The organism is Pandoraea communis (assembly GCF_902459745.1).
Lineage (GTDB): Bacteria > Pseudomonadota > Gammaproteobacteria > Burkholderiales > Burkholderiaceae > Pandoraea > Pandoraea communis.
In genome coordinates this window covers 1069006-1089276 of sequence record NZ_CABPSJ010000001.1, presented here as the reverse complement: position 1 = coordinate 1089276, position 20271 = coordinate 1069006, and the positions used below count along the sequence as shown (strand labels likewise).

At 58.1% G+C, this 20271-nt stretch carries 7 protein-coding genes and 1 pseudogene; 6 read left to right on the top strand and 2 right to left on the bottom strand.

Annotation, left to right across the window (positions count from 1 at the left end; translation table 11 throughout):
* Positions 1-20: 20 nt before the first annotated feature.
* A pseudogene (locus PCO31110_RS04960) lies at positions 21-305 on the bottom strand (tyrosine-type recombinase/integrase); the annotation flags it as partial.
* Positions 306-689: 384 nt separating this feature from the next.
* On the opposite strand from PCO31110_RS04960, the gene PCO31110_RS04950 reads away from it, so the two are divergent.
* The 5 genes from PCO31110_RS04950 (at position 690) to PCO31110_RS04930 (ending at position 8324) form a co-directional block, all read left to right on the top strand.
* Positions 690-1235: a metallophosphoesterase family protein gene (locus PCO31110_RS04950; RefSeq protein ID WP_174979321.1), complete on the top strand. Its 546-nt coding sequence runs from the start codon at positions 690-692 to the stop codon at positions 1233-1235.
* A gap of 131 nt (positions 1236-1366) precedes the next feature.
* The gene (locus PCO31110_RS04945; protein ID WP_036664681.1) at positions 1367-2281 is read left to right on the top strand and encodes a COG2958 family protein; all 915 of its coding nucleotides are present in this window, start codon (positions 1367-1369) and stop codon (positions 2279-2281) included.
* 64 nt (positions 2282-2345) lie between these two features.
* Positions 2346-3755 (top strand): hypothetical protein, encoded by a 1410-nt coding sequence (locus PCO31110_RS04940; protein ID WP_150689764.1) that lies wholly within the window; start codon positions 2346-2348, stop codon positions 3753-3755.
* The gene (locus tag PCO31110_RS04935) at positions 3752-5671 is read left to right on the top strand and encodes a phospholipase D-like domain-containing protein (protein ID WP_150689763.1); all 1920 of its coding nucleotides are present in this window, start codon (positions 3752-3754) and stop codon (positions 5669-5671) included. The genes PCO31110_RS04940 and PCO31110_RS04935 overlap by 4 nt, the downstream gene beginning before the upstream one ends.
* Complete coding sequence (locus tag PCO31110_RS04930; protein ID WP_150689762.1) at positions 5661-8324, top strand: DEAD/DEAH box helicase family protein; 2664 nt, start codon at positions 5661-5663, stop codon at positions 8322-8324. The genes PCO31110_RS04935 and PCO31110_RS04930 overlap by 11 nt, the downstream gene beginning before the upstream one ends.
* Positions 8325-8806: 482 nt before the next feature.
* On the opposite strand, the gene PCO31110_RS04925 is transcribed toward PCO31110_RS04930, so the two are convergent.
* Complete coding sequence (locus PCO31110_RS04925; protein ID WP_370855806.1) at positions 8807-10531, bottom strand: ShlB/FhaC/HecB family hemolysin secretion/activation protein; 1725 nt, start codon at positions 10529-10531, stop codon at positions 8807-8809.
* A 386-nt stretch (positions 10532-10917) separates the two neighbouring features.
* Here PCO31110_RS04925 and PCO31110_RS04920 point away from each other — a divergent pair, with 386 nt between their 5' ends.
* Positions 10918-19794, top strand: coding sequence for a hemagglutinin repeat-containing protein (locus tag PCO31110_RS04920; RefSeq protein ID WP_150689760.1), 8877 nt, complete (start codon positions 10918-10920; stop codon positions 19792-19794).
* The last annotated feature ends 477 nt before the right edge of the window (positions 19795-20271 follow it).

Sequence of the window (20271 nt, the reverse complement as noted above, 5' to 3'; positions counted from 1 at the left end):
CCTGCAAGCTGCTCCTGGAGTTAGGGCAGTTTCTTTGCTAGATCCTCGGCTCGCGGATGGTAGTAACGCATCAACATACGTGGGTCTTTGTGGCCCGTTATCTTTGTCAGTTAGTGCATGGGGAAAATTGACGCCAAGCGGGAAGTCGCCTCGTGCCGTAAGTCGTGAAAGCGAAGGTCGGTCAGAAACTTGCCATCTGGCTTAAGTTTGGCCGCACGGCACTCATCGACGTAAAGCGTGCGGGCGCGTGCCACTGCGCGTTCGAAGGCTCTGGTAACCGCGTCGCTGCGAAACTCGAACACACGGTTGGCGTCGCTTTCGTCGTCTTCGGCTGGATTGCACTTTGCGTCTTGCGAGTCGGGGTGCACCGCCCCCGGCTTCACTTGAATCTCGCCACGCAGCAGCGCAGCCTGAAAAGGCTTCATCCCTTCGGGCGGGTCAACCATCGAAGAATCCTCCGTTATCAAACGCGATTGGATTTGACGACTCTATCGCACCAAAGCCACTTTGGGGCCGCTCATCCTCTTCAACGTTACGTGCCAACGTGCGCACTCGTTACGAATGGTCTGCGAATGGCCTAGTGCAAGTTCAGACGTCTGCGCGTCTCTTCGCTCATGAACATGTCGTAGATATGGCGGTATTCACGTGCCCGAGTCTCAATCGCCGTGACTTTGTGATATCGGATATCGTTGTGGCTGTTGTCCGTGTACTCAACGTTCATCATCTGCGTCTGCACGATGTTGATCGGTTGCACGCTGTGGACCGATTTCAAGCTGTACGAAGGCGAAGTGTCTCCCGGGGTAAGCATGCGAGACGCTCAAAGTTCGATGAGCGACTTCCGCCTGATTCGAGCGACCTCCTCGTTTCGAAAGCTCTATCCAATAGACACTGTCCGTCGCCATGAGGTCTCGCGCGCATGGCTGCGCAATAAACTAGCCGAACCGTTCGACGGCAAGACTGTCGTCATTAGCCACCACGCACCATCGATTCAGTCGGTTGATCCTGAGTACGATGGAGACTCGCTGACACCAGCATACGCTTCGAATCTATCTGATCTGATGGGTCCTGCCGTCGATCTATGGATTCACGGGCATATGCATACGAGCTTCGATTACGTCGAGTCTCCGAAGGATGATGCCGCCGTACGTGGGACGCGCGTCATTTGTAATCCGCGCGGGTACTCGCCGCGACACCTTAATCCGCAGTTCGATCCCGGCGTGGTCGTCGAGTTGTAGTGGGAGATCTGCAAGGGGGCGCGGAGGATTTCACGTATGGCATTGACTGCGACGAGACGAACACGACTTTCACCGTGCTAGATGGTCGAGATAAAATCAGGCAAGCAGAACCAATGACCGACGGGGGAATTTTGAAGCTCGAGTTGCGAAAGCGTGTTTTGGAGTGCCTGCAATCCGCTCATGGTGAAAAGCTGACGGCGTCAGAGATTGGCCGATGGATCATGGCGAACTACCCTGAGGAGTGCGCCTTAAAGCTTGCGAACAGCACCGTGATGGAGACTGACGATCAGCTTCTGACGCAGCTTCGCGCAGAGATCTATGGATCGCAGCGCAGCTGGCAACGGCAAGATCCTTCGTTGAAGACCACGGAGGGGCGGCCTCGCCGCTTCTTCTGGTCGACCAAAGACGACGAAACGGAGGTCGCCGAAGCGGAGGGGGCGGTTAGCCCGGTGCAGGGGGCAAAGCGGACCGAGCATTCGCTGTATCCCCTTCTCTCAGAGTATCTCTGGACCGAGCACAACGTACATTCCATGCGGATCGATGAGAAGCGATCTAGTAACCGAGTTGGGTCGGGCGCCAATGAATGGTTGCATCCGGATGTGGTTGGAATGGAGGATCTCTCCACCGAATGGGCTCCCGAGATTCGAGCCTGCGTGCGAGAACATGCGGATACCAGAACGAAGCTCTGGGCGTTCGAGGTAAAGCTGCTGCTCAACAGGTCAAATGTTCGCCGGAGCTTCTTCCAAACCGTCTCCAACGCCTCTTGGGCAAACTTTAGTTACTTGGTTGCAGCCGAAATTGAAGGGCCTGACATCATGAAGGAGTTGCGGCTTTTGGCGACTGCACACGGAATCGGTGTCATTCAGTTAGATGTGACAGATGTTTCCGCAAGCCAGGTGCTAATTCCTGCGAGAGAGCGACCAAACGTCGATTGGGACACGTGTAATCGGCTCGCGGAAGAGAATCGGGACTTTGTGGAATACATCAAGCTGGTTAGAAAGTTTTACCAGACCGGCGAGACCAATGTCCGCGACTGGGGCATGTAACTTCGTCGCTTGAGATTGATCGAGTCATTTTGATTAAAATTCAAATTGGAAAGGCACTATCGATATGGCTCCGCCGGACTTGCTGCGAGACATCCTCACGGAGTTCGATGATCGCATCAGTAGCGAACTAAACCTCGACCCGCTTGGCGTGCAAGTTATTTGGTCTGCCTACGGCCAGAGGATATTTCGCAATCGCATCAGCTCCATCTCTAACGATGTTCGCAACTACACACTCAATTTGTTCAATCATTGGGTGATCAGGAGCATCGTCGACGACGACTCGGTTCAGCTAGGCAAGGGCCTGCACGGAGAAAAGGCCTACGCAGGCAAAGGAAAGAATGCGCAGGCCTTTAAGCAAGCGTGTCTGCTCTACCTAGAGAATCTGTTCGTATATTGCATCATGGACGCGCAGGAATTGGCAGGCGTGGAGACTGGCGGCGTTCTTGGTATTTCCAAGGCCCGTCGCAAGTGGGACGAGAGCGAGGGTAACCCTCGACTGGTCTTTAGCCATGAGTCCAAGGCTCATATACTCGTCCGGCAGAACTTGCTCGGTGTCAGCGGCCGCTACAAGACACCGCTAGTAGAAATGGGATTCTTCGATAGCGGCTATGACTATGCGCTGCCATCGGCTCGATCTTTGTGGCAGACAGTCGCGAATCGACTCACGACGGGTGCGGGGCACTTGACCAAGTTGCACAAGCTCGTGCGTGCCCATCTAGCGGACATCCTTGCAGAACCCAGTCGCGAACCCGAGCGTTGGTTCGCTCAGATACCTTCTGAACTCAGGAAGGCGTTCGTCAACGCATTCAGTTCACCCTGGGCAGTAGGTGCATATGCTCGCGACTTTTGGCTGTCGGTCACGGAGCTTGATCAGGGAGCCCCTGGCGCGTTGTACCAAGTGCTGAACGAAGAATCGCAGCGGCGCGGCGCGGCTCCGTGGTCTGCTGCCGAGGTTTTTGCGCGATCGGTCGAACGGAACTTCCGAGTGGCCTCGGACAAAGAGAAGCTTGAGCATGTGTGCTTGCTGGAGCCGCTTCTGGGAGAACTTGATTTGTTGCTTAACGTCATGCTCTCCGCCAAGTCTCAGTCGTTGAATGAGGTCGTGGCCAAGTGGAAGGCTCTCGGCCGCGACAGGGACACGCTCCCCAAGCTCGCGGGGCGTATCGTGACCCATTCGAATATGCGTGAACAAGTTGTCGGCACTGCTGCCGAGCGTCTAAAAGACCTGCTTGATCTCTCCAACGAAACCGAAATTCGGCAACAGAGCGAGCGACTGTTGAGGTACCACTCCAAGATCATGGAGGACCGAGGCCAGTCGCCTTGGCTGCGCTTGCTTAACGACGAGCAGTTGAAAATCGACGTCCGTACCCGTGAATTGCCTGAGAAGGAAGACCGGAGGGTCGAGACTTGGGTCAACCACTACTATGTCCCTCAATTTCGTCATTTTTTGTCTGGTTTTCGGGGAAATGCATGAAACTTCTGGATGCGTTTCGCAAGCAGGTAGAAGGGCTGGGCGAGTTGAAGCGTGCTTGGTTTACGACATTCAATCTCGGTATCCCCTTCTTTGAGACTCATGTGCTGCCTGTACTACTTGGTTTCGACCAGCCTGCAAACCGGATGGATTACGAGACCATGCAACAGGAGGTGGCCGAGCGCGAAATTGACCTGCGCCTGTTCTGCGACTTGCGAATGATGGAAGCGGACCAACTTAAGCGCACAGCGATCCCTGTCCATGGTGTCCTGCCCGGCCACCTTGCGGAAAACGGATTTGACAAGGACTCCCTGTTTCACCCGAAGGTAATTTTCCTAGAGGGTAAGTCCGGCTCGATGGTGCTGGGCGCAGGCAGCGCCAACTTGACAGTCAGTGGCTGGGGACGGAACCAGGAGGTGTTTGCGTTTCGTGCCGTCAGTAATAACGAGCAATACCAACAAATCAAACGCTTCTTCGATCCGCTCACGGAGTTACTCGGTCTGACTGAAGCTCAGCGATTGGGCGTGCGCCGGAAATTTAATGGCGAAGACGACGACTGGAGATTCGCTCACAGCTTTCAGAAAAAGACTTTCCTTCAGCAATTGATGGCAGAGACCGGCGCCAATAGGCTGACGGTATGGTCGCCGTATTTCTCGCGCGATCTCGCCAGTTTGATCAACCGGATTCAAGAGACGATGGGGCGTGAACTGAGGGTTTCCATCGTACCCGATCGAATCGCCAATCGGCAACTCCGAACCATTTGGACCGCAGAACTCGAAAAGTTGCAACGGGCGGGTGTTCTGTCCTTTCATGACTATCCGCTACCGCGTGCGGCCGAGATTGAAATGACGCATGCAAAACTCTGGCTGGTGTCTGGAGACAGGGGCCGTCTCGCTGTAGGTTCATGGAATTGCACAGAGCCGGGAATTTCGAGTTTCGAACGGAGAAACGTCGAAGCCGGAATTCTGCTGAATGTATCGCCTGCGACAACTATTAGCGGCAGGCAGTTGGCCTTGACCACGAAAGATTTTTGCAGGGAGGAGTCACTGGAGGAGGAGCTCATAGCCCCCCCTTATCCCCTACCCTTCGATCTGCAGGTTCGATTCGACTGGGAACAAAGCCGCTATTGCGTAGATGGCAAACTATTCGAGCCGATTAGCGGCAGACCTTACGTCCTGCGCCTCCCAGGCGTCGTCAAGCCCGTCACGCTTCGCTGGAGGGCGCGTCGGAGCGATGGCGCGTATTTGTTACAGCCAATCGAACTGGACGTCACCGACGACGAAGCGTTGCTCGCGAACCATTGCTATGAAGTCGTCAGGAGCGGGAGTGTCGAATTCCGTGGCCTAATTGTGGAGACCGGGCAGGACTATCGCAGAGCCCAAGGCTATGACTCGTTGAAGGATCTGCTGAACGATCTGGTGAACGACGTCGACCCGAAGGGTATTGGGACAGCGCAACTGCGCAAGGTGCTCAGACATAACGGCGTGCCGGAGGAAGAGCTTGGAAGCCCGATCATCAGCGCGAATGGCGGAAACCTCAGTTACTTTCGACTGTTCCATGCCTTCGAGCAATTCCGGAAACGACTGCAGGCGGCGGGATCCATGAGCGAACTCGAAAAACTTCTGTTCGTTTACGCGGGAAGCCTGCAAGAGCTGGTCGTTAAAGTGAATGAGCAAATTGTCACCAGTGGAAATACGGTATTCAACTGGTTCCTATTGCAGGAAGTAAATTCTCTTCACGCGGTAGCGTTGGACGTCTATGAGCAGAATCGGGCCCGATACGCGCCCACTACGCCACCAAACAAAGGCAAGTGGAACAGCCTGAGACTGAATAAGCAACGGGTATCCTTGCCGCCGGAAATCAGTGGCAACGCCCAATACATGAAGCAGCTTAGGGAGGTTTGCGACTATGAGCGCTGACGACTGGGGCGCCCTGACGCCGGAGCAAGTCTCTCGTTGGATCACGTTCGATCGCGATCGGACCGATTGGGTCTACAGCGAAAGCGATGAGTCGATGTCTGCACGCCAAGCTGAGGGCGTTGCTGGACTCTGGAACAAGCTTGGACTGCGCGACGCGGCCTTGCTGGCCGACGAAGTGGGTACGGGGAAGACACTTCAGGCGCTCGGCGTTATGTCACTACTGTGGAAGAAGAGGCCCGATGCCAAGGTGCTGGTAATGGCGCCCAACCGGGACATCTGCAAGCATTGGGAGCGGGAGTTCAGGAAGTTCGTCAAGAGCCACTACCGCGAGTCCGACGACGTAGTGGGCCGAATGGTAGATGGAGGGCCCGTCCAGGAGCCTCAGTTGTGCTGGCGACTTGACGAACTGACCGAGGTCGTGGAATCAGGATCCGGCAGGCTGTTCATCACCACGATCTACTCACTCAGCACGCTGGTTCGCGGCGAAGATGACGAGTCCTTCGACAAGCTTACAGGCGCTGCGGACGCCGCAAAGAATATTCATCGCAGGTTGATGCGGGCGCTTGGAGAACGGGGTTTCGATCTGTTGGTCGTGGATGAAGCTCACTATTTTCGCAACAAGGAGGGACAGTCCCAGCGAGCCAAGGCGGCACGTGAGTTCTTCGGCACTCACGGAGACAGGCTGAGCCGCAGGGCACTGCTGATGACGGCTACGCCAAGTCACTCGTCGATGGACAACATCACTTCGATACTCAGCTACGTGACAGACGTGGGAATCAATACGCCCGAGGAGCTGCTGAAGAAGTACGCGCTACGCCGATTGCGTCGCATGAATGGCAGGAACGGCACCTACGACAAGTACAGTTACCGCAACGAAGTGGCCATCGAAGCCGATTTTGATCAGGATCCCTCGGCCGAAGTGTTCTTCGCGCTGTATCAGAAGTTACTGGTTAAGCAGCAAGTCACCGAGGGCAAGCGCTATCTGTACGGCTACCTAGAAGGTTTCGAGTCCTTCGAGGTGAATTCCCAACACGATGAACCAGGCCTAGACGTTGACCAAAGTGGTCGAGACTTTAGGGGAGCACGTGATACTGACATTCTCAAACAACTTGCGCAGATGCACAGGAGCTTGGAGAAACTGCCGGCTCATCCAAAGTATGACGCTCTCGTGAGTCAGTGTGTGCCTCGTGACGTTTTCGACGCGAGACTCGATGTTCATGAGCATAAGCACTTAGTATTCGTTCGTCGAATCCCATCGGTTCGCGAAATCGCCAAGCGGATTAATTCGGCCTACGATTTTCAGTACGGAATGATGATCGCCAATGCGCTGGCCCCGAATGATCCGGTGGTGGCAAAGCGATGGGAGGCCGACCATTGGTCACGCGAATCCTTCATTCGATTCTTTAGGAGTGTCCCAAAGGAAGCGGGGGCGGACGAGGAATCGCTGCTTGGCCTCGACGACGAGATGCCTCAGAGGCACAACGATTCGGATGCCGACGTCCATTCGAGGATCGCTGACCTATTCGTGGTGAAGAAAGCTGGCGCTCATCGTAGTACCGACTGCTCAAATTTCAGCCTGCGCCTGCGCAAGCCTGAGAGTCTGTTTTCGCTTCTGCTTGAACCCGCCAGTGATTATCGAAAGGGAATGTACTACTATCATCGAAAGTTACCTGGAGAGCGGGGCAGGGACGAGTATGGGGCCGCGGCACGTGACGCCCGTCATGAGATTGCAAGGGAAAGAATAACTCGCGTATCGGGCGAAAAGTTCTACTTCGCAAAGCCCTTGCCCACCTTGTGGGGGGCGATGTATGACCTTCTCGCGCAGATGGATCGCGAAAGGATCGATTCGTGGCTCGCGCATGACTCTGATATTGCCGAGAACTTCGGCAATTACCTGAAGAACGGGTTCCTGTTTGCCAGTCCAGTTATCATCGAATTGTACTGTTGGTATGCGGAATTCCGAAGATTGAAACTGACCGGTGATGTGCAGCAGCGCTATCTGTCGTTCGTTGGTTTCATCGAACCGAGGTTGACCGGGTCGCTCGTGCTTGCCTACTTCCGCGCCGCATTGGAAACCTTCGAAGCGCTCTGTGAAGACATCGCCGATTGGAGGCGCGACTGGCACGTACTAACCGGGTTGAACAGTCCCGCGTTTTATGCAAGTGGTGCTGTCAAAGACCGGCAGCGACTGATTCTGGGTTTTAACAGTCCCTTCTATCCTAACGTACTAGCTACTACGTCCGTGCTCCAGGAGGGAGTTAACCTACATCTGCAGTGCAGAAAGGTCCATCACTATGGAATTGCGTGGACTCCCGGCGACAACGAGCAGCGCGTGGGCCGTGTCGACCGGCTTTTCGGTAAGGTAAATGCACACCTGGAGCGCGACGGAAGGGCCGAGTTGACCATTCATTATCCTTATCTTGGGCGCTCGTTTGACGAGGAACAGCTCGCTTCGTTCATCACGCTCAAGCACGGTGTCGAGGAGCGGATGGATGCTTGTCGCCAATCCGATGTCAGTTCGGAGATCGATCTTCGGCATGTCAACGAGACTTGGCGGAGCTACCTCCGCGAGCCGAGAGTGGACACGCAGCTCCCCGTTCTCTTAGACCCATTCCCATTCAAACGAGATGAGAGACCTTTTGAAGACTACTGACTGTGCTGAGTCGCGATTTCATGGCCTTGATTTCTGCCGATTTTCCGGCTCTTGGAGCCGCTCTGAGATTTTTCTAAGTCTGGCACTGACAGCGGCACCAGCCGGAAAGAGAACTCGTGAATGATTGGAATCGCACGCAAACGCTACTACTTTGGCGCCAAAGTAGGCCAGTCGCAGCAACTTTGCTGCTTCTGACACAACACTTGTGGCGCGGCTGCGCGTAAGTCTTTGAATTTTTGGTATGCGGCGTCTCATCAACTAAGGCACCCTACGGTACCCATAGGGCGAGTGTTCGAGCCACTCACAACCCATCATCTAGATTCGACGCCGGGCACTCCATTTGGAGTGCCCGGTTTCATTTGGGATGCCACATTTTCGAGCGCCGCAGCGCTGTCGGCCATCTCCACCGAGCCTGAATTGCGCTCGCGCAGTGCGACGCGTGGACGCCGCCGATGTTCGTGGATTCGACGGGCAACGCGAGGTCAGAACTGCGCCGTGAGCGAGAATCCCACCGTTGTATGTGCGGTTTGAAAACTTGTCGGTTTGTAGACCGGAGTCCCGGCAAAGACTTCTCCAGCAACGAAACCAAACGGCAGCTTGGCATTACCCCGCACCCCAATGACAGCCCCGGCGAGTTGCGTGCCGGCGAGATAGGCGGCATTCGGACCACTCACGCGCCCATAATCGACGCCAGCGAACAGTGAGATGCCGGAGGCACCCAATATCCACTGAAGTTCGTTGCGCCAATAGAAGCCCTTCTCGGCCGCTAGGGACGACTCGCCATCAAAACCTCGCACTGTGTAGCGGCTACCGATACTCAAGTCGTCGATGTAGTGCAGAACGTCGTTGGTGAATTGCCCGTGGAACGTCGTGACATAGCGCAGCGGCAACTGGCCAAGCGGCAGCGAGAGGTTGGCATCGAAAACGGCCATCTTGAAGCGGTACGTGGGCGTGCCGGGCACGGCATTGTCCGGCGCGGCGCCCAATCCGGCGACGCTTTGCCGATACATGAGGCTACCGTCGAACTGTCCGGCGCCGATATAGTGCCGATCCACGAATCCGAACTCGATGAACGTGTTGTTGCGGTACTGCTGATCGATCTCGGCATCCTCGAGGAAGCTCCGCCCGAAACGTTTGCTCAGCCGGACCTGAGCGCTCAGCACATTGCTTTGACTACGCTGGAGAACGCGGGAAAGTTTGAGATCGACGTTCTGGGATTGCCCGTGAGTCACGAAGGTGTCGTTTACCCCGGCGATCTGCTGGTTGTACCGGTTGGCATAAGCCGACAGTGTGGCGGTCCAGTATCCCCACGGAATCGAATAGAAGGCATTCCATCCGTTCGAGCCGAACCGTTTGTCGGCAAACGCCAAATCATGCGTTGCGCCAACGCTCAGGATGTCGTTTAGCCCTAATGGATTGTCAATCCCGAGCGCGAGGCTACCCTGCAACTTCCCCGTGTCGCGAGAGCCTGAGTTGTCGATGGATGTCACCACGCTCCATCGCTTCGCCCGATTGACTTCAATGACGACGTCACTCTCTCCCGGTGCTTCCGCCGGCACGATCTGCATGGTGACGTCCTGACTCGCCACCCGCTTCATTTGCTCCAATCCCTGTTCCAGATCGCGCAATTCCAGAATCTCGCCCGCTGCTGTCGGAAATGCAGTGCGCCATGTGCCGAATTGCGATGCATCGGCGAAACGAATATCCCGAACGATGCCGGGGATCAGGGTGAGCTTCAGTTCGCCCGTGGTGAGGTCCTGTTCGGGCACGAGCACACGGGTTGTCACGTAACCCCGCGCCAAAATCTCCCGGGTCAGACCGGCTGTGATCGCGGCAATGCCCTGGCGTCCGAGGCATTGGCCGTGATAGTGGGCAAGCCAGGATGCCGCAAAGGCAAACGGGTCCATCGGAAGGGCCGACGCCCCAGCAGACTGCGCGCGTTTCGGAAGTGTTGCCGGTACATCCAGTGAGAATTTCTCAATCCGAAAGCAAGGCGTTTCCGCGGGAAGCGTGGGAAATCCGTCGGATGAGGGCAACGCTGAGCGAACTGCTGGCGCACTGATTGCTGATGCACGTTCCTGAGCCTGGCGCTGTTGCTCAAGGAGTTGCTGTTGCCGTGCACTCGACACTGCGGCGTCGACCGCAGGCGCAGGAGGAGGTGTCTGCGCCGTCGCCTGAAATGGCAACGAGGGCAATGCCAGAACCATGACAGTAAGCAGATGGCGAATGTTCGTGGCAGCGCAACTCGATACGGGATTCATTAGGCAACGATTGAAAGGGGCTCGCGGAGACAAGACGAACGCTCTCCCGGCGCGAAAGCTCGGGCCGATGCGCGATGTCAATGGCGGGATGTGCGCGTCCTGTGCTGGACGACCTTAAATCAGGCGTCGAAATCCATCATGATCCCCGGCGATGTTGATTCGGATTGTTTACTTTTTTCCGGATATTACCGGTATTGAACAATCTTAGGAAGATAGATTCGCAATGCGAACGAATACTGAAATTCTTAGTACTATTCGGTATGCGAAGTTTGTATCGATAGAAGTAAAAGATTGGGCGAAGACCCTCATAAAAATAGTCATACAAAGATCAGATGAAAAAACACGTCAATCTGCGCGCTCGGGGCGCGCTTCGGGGAAGTGCTTTGGAAGTGGGGCTGCAGCGGGGCATCGTTCGTGCATTGGTGCTCGCGCAGATCATTGCGCCTGTTTCGGTGCGCGCGCAGGTGGTGGCGGCGCCGGGAGGTCAGGGCCCCAATGTCGTGCAAACCGCCAACGGATTGCAGCAGGTCAATATCACGGCGCCCACGGCCGCAGGTGTGTCCAAGAACGTCTATTCGCAATTCGACGTGCCGCGTCAGGGTGTGATCCTGAACAATTCACCGACCGTCGTGAATACGCAACAGGCCGGTTACGTCAACGGGAATCCGAACCTCGCACGCGATCAGGCGGCGCGAGTCATTCTCAATCAGGTCAATAGCAATTCGCCCAGCCAACTGCGGGGGTATCTCGAAGTCGCAGGTAAGGCGGCGCAGGTCGTGGTTGCGAATAGCGCGGGCATCATGGTTGACGGCGGCGGATTCATCAACACGACGCGCGCGGTGTTGACGACCGGCATTCCCATCATGGGGGCGGACGGCAGTCTGATGGGGTATCAGGTCAATGGTGGCCGTCTGACGATTCAAGGCGACGGGCTGAACGCCGCCAATGTCGATCAGGTCGATCTCATCGCGCGTGCGGTGCAGGTCAACGCCGCATTGCACGCGAAACAGCTCAATGTGGTGACGGGCGCGAATCGCGTCGATCACGACAGTCTGACCGTCCAGAAGATCGCGGGCGACGGCGCAACTCCGGATGTTTCCATCGATGTCGGCCAACTCGGCGGCATGTACGCGCAGCGCATCTTCCTGGTCGGTACGGAAAACGGCGTTGGCGTTTCCAACAAGGGGGTGGTTGCCGCGCAGGCCGGCGATTTGACGCTGACGACACAGGGCAAGCTCGTCAATTCCGGGAAGACCGAGGCCAGCGGGAATCTCGCGATCAACGCGCGCGACGGGATCGACAACCCGGGCAACGTGTATGCGGGCGGAAGCGCTGACGTGCGCACCGGCGGAGCGCTCGAAAACCGTGGTTTGTTGAGTGCTGCGGGCAACGTTGGGGTGCAGGCCGTGAGCGTGGTGTCGGATGGGACGTTAGGTGCGGGTATCGATGCCAACGGCCAGGCGACGCTCACCGGCAATCTAAGCGTCGCGGCTTCCGGCAAGGTGACGGCGACGGGACGCAATGTCGCGCGAGGCGATCTGAGCATCACAGGCAGCGCGCTGGATCTGTCGGGTAGCCGGACCGACGCCAGCGGCGGCCTCACACTCACGTCGCAAGCGGGGGATATCGACGTTCAACGCGCCATCGTCTCGGCGGCTAATGCGCTGAGGATCAGCTCCGCGCAGCATCTGCTGAATGCGAGCGGCAATCTGGGTGCCGACACCATCACGCTGGCGGCGTTGGGACGGATCGACAACCGCGACGCGCAATCGGTCGCTACGACCCGTCTCGATGTCAGCGGCACGGACATCGACAACCGGCGCGGGTTGCTGCAATCCGGCGCGGTGCTGAAGATCAAGGGCGCTTCGCTGGACAACTCGGCAGGGCGGGTCGTTTCGCTTTCAGGTGACGATGCGACCATCGACGTCGACGGCGAACTTCGAAACGCCGGCGGGACGACCGCAAACGGCAAGACTGGCGGTGTGATCGGCGGCAACGGCGATCTCAAGGTTCACGCCGATTCGCTGGTCAACGCGGCGCAGATCGTAGCGGGCAAGGCGTTGAACGTTACCGGCCGCCAGTTGGATAACACTGGCGGGACCGTCTCCGGCGAGCATATCGACGCGACTCTGAGCGGAGCGCTGATTAACTGGCAGGGCGTAGTTTCCGCGACGACGTCCAGGCTCCAATCCGGCAGTCTGGACAATCGGAACGGCTTGATCGATGCCGATACGTTGTCGCTTACGGTCACGGGTAACGTTTCGAACGGTGCCGGGCAGATCAAGCAGTACGGCCAGGCGGTGCAGACCATCAAGGTTGGTGGCATCTTCGACAATGCCGGCGGGAACGTGGCATCGAACGCCAGCAGTCTGACGCTCGATGTCGGCGATTTGGTGAACGATAGCGGCAAGGTGAGCCATCTCGGCAGCGGCGTGCTGAACGTCCTTGCACGGGGCGGGTTCACGAACGCATCGGGCATTCTTGGCAGTCTCGGCGCGCTGACCATGACGGCAGCGCGTATCGACAACACGGCCGGCGAGTTGAGCGCGGGCGGCACAGTGACGCTCTCGTCGGCGTCATACCTCCGCAATCGCGATGGCGGAAAGATCTATGGCACCAAGGGCCTCATGGTCTCGGCAGAGGGCGATGTCGACAACGCCGCAGGCTCTCTGCAAGCGGCAGGCAATGTGAGTGTAGACGCCAAGGGTGCGCTCACGAACATTGGCGGGCGCATCAGTGCCAATGGCGCGCACGATACGCTGACGGTCACGGCTGGCAGCATCGCCAACGCGTCGGGCCAGATCACGAACGCTGGCGATGGTGATACGGCACTCACCGCAGCGCACGACATCGGCAACGCGGGCGGGACGCTCGGTGGCAACGGAAAACTCGCGGTAGCGGCGGCGTCGCTGAGCAACGTGTCCGGCGGGAAAATCATCGGCGGCGGCGAGGTCACACTCGGCGTCAGCGGCACAATCGACAACACGGGTGGACGTGTGTTTGGCGGCACGTCGCTGGCAGCGACGAAGACAAGCGCAAGCGTCGTCAATGCGGGCGGCACCCTGGAGAGTGCGGGCGATGTCGCCCTTCAGGTCGCGTCATTGGACAATGCGGGCGGCGTGATCCGTTCGAATCGGGATGTCGGCGTGGGCGGTGTCATGAATGGCGCAGGCCAGATGACGGCGGGACGCAATCTGACGCTGGCGGCGATTGGCGACTACGTCAACTCGTCCGTCAACCGTCTGCGGGCCGACGGCGTGCTCAAGCTGACTTCCACGGGCCGTTTGACGAATACCGGCGCATTCAACGCCCCTGGAACGCTGGATATTCACGCCGCAGAGATCGTCAATGCGGCGGGCGGAGGCTTCAACGCCGCGACAACGCGCCTGAGCGCCGACGGGTTGTTCTCCAACGCCGGTAGCGTTGGCGGCGACACGGTTCGGATTCAGGCCGGCAGTTTCGTCAACACGAACGCCGTGCTGGGCAACGACGTACAGGTCAACGCCACCGATATCGAGAACAACGGTGAGGTGGCCGTCATGGGCGGTGCGCGGCGGCTTGCGCTGTACGCGACGAACGCCGTGTCGAACTACGATGGCGCGTTGATGTACAGCATTGGCGATATCGAGATCGCGCGGGACGGAACCCGTGATGGCGCAGGTCTGCTCGCCAATCAGATTGCCGTACTGAACAACCGCTCGGCTAGCATCATCGCGGACGGTAATCTCGACATCGCGGCACGAGCGGTGAACAACTCGCGCACGAGCATTGTGACGCGGCCGGGCACGCCGGAATCCAGTGCGAAGGGCTACGGCCTGTACACAGCAGGGCTGGTCGGCGGAACGGAAACACAGGCACACACCAGCCTGACTTTCAAGGAGTGGAACTGGGGGGCGGGTGCAGCGCCCATTTCGTCGATGCTGCTGGAACGCCTTGCGGTGCCAATCACGGTCGATGTGCCGAAGTCTGAGGTGACGAACCTGAACATGTCGGCTCAGACGTTCAGCCTGACGAAGCCACTCGAAGAGTCATACCAGGATCCCACGACCTACGGTCAGGGGCCGTGCGACGACCACGGTCAGTGTCAGTCGACCACGAAGACGCGGGAGGTGGGCAAGAATCCCACGCAGTACTACAACAATATCGTCGACAACGGTTCGACGTATCGCATCACGTTCTGGCCGGACTGGGATCCGAATACGATGATCCGCCCCGATCAAGCGATCTCGCGTGGCGATCTTGGCATCGATCAGCGCGACTACAACGAGATCGCGCGCTACGTGACTACCACCCGCACGCGGGACGAGCTTGTGAGTGCATCCCCAGAAGCCAAGTTGCAGGCGCAAGGTTCGATCCGGATCAATGCCGACGGCGGCGCCGTCAACAACCAGTCGTCGACGATGACGGCTGGCCGGGATCTCATTCGCCGGGCCCAGGGCGGCACGATCAACGACGTGGGCATCCTCTTGCAGGAGACGGTCACACAGACGCAGACATCGACCTTCTACTGGCACCAGAAGTCGGGCGGCGACAGCGAACAACTGGTCGTGGCTTATCCGGTCACACCGCTGCCGCCTGTGACGCTGGCGTCGCTGCCGGCGATTGCTTCCGGCAACCAATCGGTTCAATCGAGTGGGCGCAATATCACGGTGTCGAGCGTCGATCCTTCCGGCAATACCGTCGGCAGCGCGGGTGTGACCGGCGGTAACGCGTCGGGGACGCAGCTCGGCAATATGTCCGGGGCGGTTGCGAACCGTCAGACACTCGGCTCCTCTGCGCAGGCGATTCCCGGCCTGACGTTGCCTCGCAATGGACTGTTTCAGTTGAAAACGGCGCCGGGACAAACATATCTGGTCGCGACCGATCCGCGTTTTACCAATTACGGAAAATTCATCTCAAGCGACTACATGCTCGGTCAGTTGGGGCTCGATCCGCAGACGACGCAAAAGCGTATCGGCGACGCATTCTACGAAACGCAACTGGTTCGCGACCAGATCACGGCGCTTACGGGCAAGACGCTGCTTGGGAGTTACACCAACTATCTCGACGAGTACACAGCGCTGCTGAACAACGGCGTGACCTACGCAAAGCAGTTCGGGATGACGGTGGGTGTGGGGTTGTCTGAAGCCCAGATGAAGCAACTGACGTCGGACATGGTCTGGCTGGTCTCGCAAGACGTGACATTGCCGGATGGCTCCGTTCAGTCCGTGCTCGTCCCGCAGGTCTATCTCGCGCAGGCCAATACCATCGACCTGACGAACTCGGGGGCCATTGTGTCCGGCGGCAGCGTGAAGCTCGCCGCGACGGACGGTGTGACCAACAGCGGCCAGATCGTCAGCGATACGGCGACCACGATTCTGGGCGACGCCATCGTGAACCTCGGCGTCATTGGAAGTGGCGGCGCGACGGCACTTTCCGCGATTGGCGATATCCGCAACATGGGCGGGCGCATTGGCGGGAAGGACGTTGTGGTGCAGGCCGGACGAGACGTCATCAATGAGTCGACGACGTTGACGCAGGTGGCGGGCACCAACAACGGTGGCTTCTCATCGTCGGCGTCGGCCACTGGCGTGGGGGCGGTCGGGATTATTTCGGGAACGAACAGTGCAGCGGTGGTCGCTGGGCGCGACGTTACGCTCAACGCGGGGGCTATCGCCAGCGACGGGTCGGTGATCGTTGCCGCTGGGCGCGACATCAATCTGAATACGGTGAAAGTCGGACAATCGCAAACCGTGGGCACAAGCGATGGCCAGAACGGTGGGAGCGATGTCGTTACCCAGCATGTTGGCAGCGCGATCTCCGCCGGTGGAAACCTGGCGACGGTTTCCGGCCGCGACACGACATTGAGCGGAGCGACGATTGCTGCGGGAGGGAGCGCGTCCGTCCTCGCGGGCAATGATGTGACGATCACGGCGGTGAAGGACTCGCATTCGCACGACGAGCGGTCGTTTGGCGGGTCATTGCAGTTCACGAAGTCGTCGTTCGATGAGGCGGTGAATGGTGCCTCCGTGAGTGCGGGCAACAACGTATTGATCGGTGCGGGCCAGACGGGGGCCGTCAACGGCGTACTAGGCGCCTATCAGATCAGTCCGGTTGCAGCATCGTCCGGGTCAGGGAATCTGACGGTGCTTGGCTCGTCGGTGTCGTCACAAGGGACCGGCACTGTGGCGCTGGCTGCCACGGGGGATGTCAAGATCGGCTCGGTGTCGGAGACACACAACAGCAGCAAATGGCAACACGACAGTAGTTCCGGGTTTCTCTCCAAGACGGAGGAGACGTCGGAGGCGCGCTCGCATCAGACGAATGCGGTGGGCTCGACGGTGTCGGGTGATTCGGTGGGTATCGCGGCTGGCAGGGATCTCATCGTTAGCGGATCGACGGTGGTCGGAACCAACGACGTCGCTTTGCAAGCAGGGCGCGACCTTCGTATCGAGACGGCGGAGAACGTGAGCGAGAGCAGTTCCTTCTATGAGAAGAAGAGTTCGGGCCTTGGGTCTTCGGGCGGCGTGGGGATTTCGTACGGAAAGAACGAGCAACGCGATTGGACCAACGACAGCAGTGTGACGCAGACAGGGAGCCTGGTCGGCAGCTTGAATGGCAACGTCAGCATGGTGGCGGGCAACGACCTGCTGGTTCGCGGAAGCGACATCATGGCGGGCAAGGACATCACCGGCATTGGCCAAAACGTCACGATCGAATCGGCAGTGGAGCGCGAGCATCACGACGAGACGCATGAGTTCAAGAGCTCGGGCTTCACGCTGGCGGTGAAATCGCCTGTCATCGATGCGATTCAAAACGTCACCAATCAGGTAAGTGCAGCGGCAAATTCCGGCGGCGACGCACGGGTGTCCGCTTTGCGCGGATATGCTGCCGCGAGCGGCGCTGTGGGGGCACTGGGAGAGGCCAATGGTGCGCTCGGTGCGCTCGCAGCCGGCAAAACGCCTGAAGCGAAAATCGAGCTGAGCTGGGGCTCGTCGAGTAGCCGCTCGACGTCATCCGTCGACAGCACGAAGAACGTGTCGAGCAACATCAAGGCGGGCGGTGCTGCGGCGTTCATAGCGACTGGAGATGCGGCGTCGGGGAAAGGCAACGTCAACATCATCGGCTCGAACATCGATGCAAAGGACGTTCTGCTGCAAGCGAACAATCAGGTCAACGTGCTCAGCAGCCAGGACACGGAGTCGACACGCAGCGAGAACGAATCGAAGAGCGGCAGCTTCGGCGTGTCGTACGGCACGAGCGGCTGGGGAGTATCGGCATCGCTCTCGAAGTCCAGCGGCGACGCGAACTCGGATTCGACATTCCAGAACAACTCCCACATTAATGCGAGCAACACCGCCGTAATTGTGAGCGGTGGCGACACGAACATCGTTGGCGGGAATGTGAACGCCGATAAGGTGATAGCACGCGTGGGAGGTAATCTGAACATTGCCAGCGTGCAGGACACGAGCGAGAGTTCAGCGCATCAGGAGAGCATGGGTGGCGGGCTGAGCCTCAGCATGGGCGGGGCATCAGGGAGCTTCAGTTACTCGCGCGGCAACGCCAGCGGGAACTACGCGGGTGTCGTCGAGCAGTCGGGGATTCAGGCGGGGAGCGGCGGCTTTGACGTCAACGTAACTGGCAATACCGATCTGAAGGGTGCGTATATAGCCAGCACGGCAGACGCGTCGAAGAATCAACTGACGACGGGTACGCTGACGTTCTCCGATATCGAGAACCACTCGGACTACAGCGCGAACAGCTTTGGCGTTGGCGGTGGGTTCACGATGGGCAACGGTGGAGCGAACGAGCGCACGACGGGGCCGACGTCGGGCAAGAACACCGGTGGCATCTCGCCAATGCTGCCGCAGTCGGAGAGCGGCAGCGAGCGGGGCACGACGCGTAGTGGCGTGAGTGAGGGAACCATCACGCTGACGAACGGCGCGAGCCAGACGCAAGATCTGGCAAGCCTGAACCGCGACACGACAAACCTGAATGACACAGTCAGTCGCACGCCGGATCTGCAGAATCTGCTCAACGACCAGTCAAGGTTGATGGCGGCGGCGACCGCTGCTGGGGAGGCGGTGGCTCGGGATATCGGGTCGTATGCGAATAGGAAGGAAGAGGAAGCTAAGGAGAAGGCGAAAAACACCGAAGACCCCACGTTGAAGGCGCAGTACTTGCAAGAGGCAAAGGACTGGTCGGAGGGCGGGGATTACCGCGCGGCGATGCACGCGGCCGGAGGCGCGATTGTTGCGGGGTTGGGCGGAGGTAATGCCTTGGGTGGTGCGATGGGTGCGGGGCTAACGTCAAAGCTCGGCGGCGTGTTGAATGATCTGAGCAACAAGATTCAGGATGCCCATCCGACGGGCAACGCAGATATCGATCAGGCATTGGCGCAGATTGTGGCGACGGGGGTCGGTACGGCGGTAGGCGCGGCTGCAGGTGGAGCGTCAGGGGCTTTCACTGGGTTTAATGTTGATCGGTATAACCGGCAACTGTCTCCGGATGAGCGGAAGTGGGCGAAAGACAGCGCTAAGGCGTTCGCGGACTTCTACAAGAAGAAAACTGGCGATGCGATTTCCACGGTGGACGCGGAGAATCTCTTGCTTGCAGGAGGGTACCGGATGGTTGATGCTGCAGCCGCTAAGGCGCCCGGGGCTGACCGCGTTGCCGCAGAATTCATCTCGATAAACAGTGGGCGCCTATTTACGGCGACGGACCTTGAGCGCAGAGATACGAATCTCAACGGCAACGCCAACGGTACACTTACGCCGGAACAGCGCGCACTGAATACTAGCCATGTGCCCAACGTTCAATCGCCATCTTGGGCTGCAAGTGTCGGCGTTTACTATGGGATCGGCGGTGAGTTCGAAATCGGCTTCACAGGCCTTTCCCCGACTGAGGTGAAGCTCGGTTTCGGCGTCGGCCTCGGCGCACATGGCTGGTTGAGCGGGGCAGGCCAAGGGGCGAATGCTGATTTTATCAGCTATGGGACCAGCGCGAACGCCGGTGACTATCGGATAGGCTCATCGTTATCCGGGAGTGCGGTATTTGGTCCCGTTGCTGGGCAGGTTGGCGCAGGAGCCGGGTTCTTCTCCAATGTCCAAGGAAAGCCCATAACTGGGCAGTACTGGCAGGCCAAGGGCGGAGTAGCGCTCTCGCCAACGGTCGGGTTAGGCGTAGAAGCGAAAGTGAATATTATTGAATTTAGTTATAAGAGAAAATGATAGAAAATGGCATCGGAAGATAAGAAAATTTCGCGATTTAATGTGATTAGACTGTCCATAATTGCCGTTATTTTTATAGGATTTCTAGGTTTTCCGCTATTCAAATTGTTGCCTAAATCGTATGAGTACTTGGTAGTTTTTTACGTTGCTGTTTTTGTGATCTTGCTGCTGCTAATAATTGGTTGTCTGTACCGTTGCCCGTTCTGCAACTCGCTACCACGCGGATATCCGATTCCTTATATCGACCTAGCACCTAGCAGATGCAGAGTGTGTGGGCATTCATTGAGGGATAGCGTTGACGGAAACGCATCGGAGAATCCTTAGTCCGTCCGACGGCTTAAATGGCGGTTGAGTCGGAAGAAAGGTTTTGAGCAGTGACCGGTCGAATCCGCCGGTACTAATACGGGTGTAGGGTCAGGTTGGACTGCTGCCGGAAACACGGCATTTCGGAGGCCGCGGTTGATAACTGGTGTAGCC

Bases quoted from the DNA above. Each gene is read 5' to 3' on its own strand.
- PCO31110_RS04935 (WP_150689763.1), top strand. From the start codon at position 3,752: ATGAAACTTCTGGATGCGTTTCGCAAGCAGGTAGAAGGGCTGGGCGAG.
- PCO31110_RS04925 (WP_370855806.1), bottom strand. From the start codon at position 10,531: ATGGTTCTGGCATTGCCCTCGTTGCCATTTCAGGCGACGGCGCAGACA.
- PCO31110_RS04930 (WP_150689762.1), top strand. From the start codon at position 5,661: ATGAGCGCTGACGACTGGGGCGCCCTGACGCCGGAGCAAGTCTCTCGT.
- PCO31110_RS04920 (WP_150689760.1), top strand. From the start codon at position 10,918: ATGAAAAAACACGTCAATCTGCGCGCTCGGGGCGCGCTTCGGGGAAGT.
- PCO31110_RS04940 (WP_150689764.1), top strand. From the start codon at position 2,346: ATGGCTCCGCCGGACTTGCTGCGAGACATCCTCACGGAGTTCGATGAT.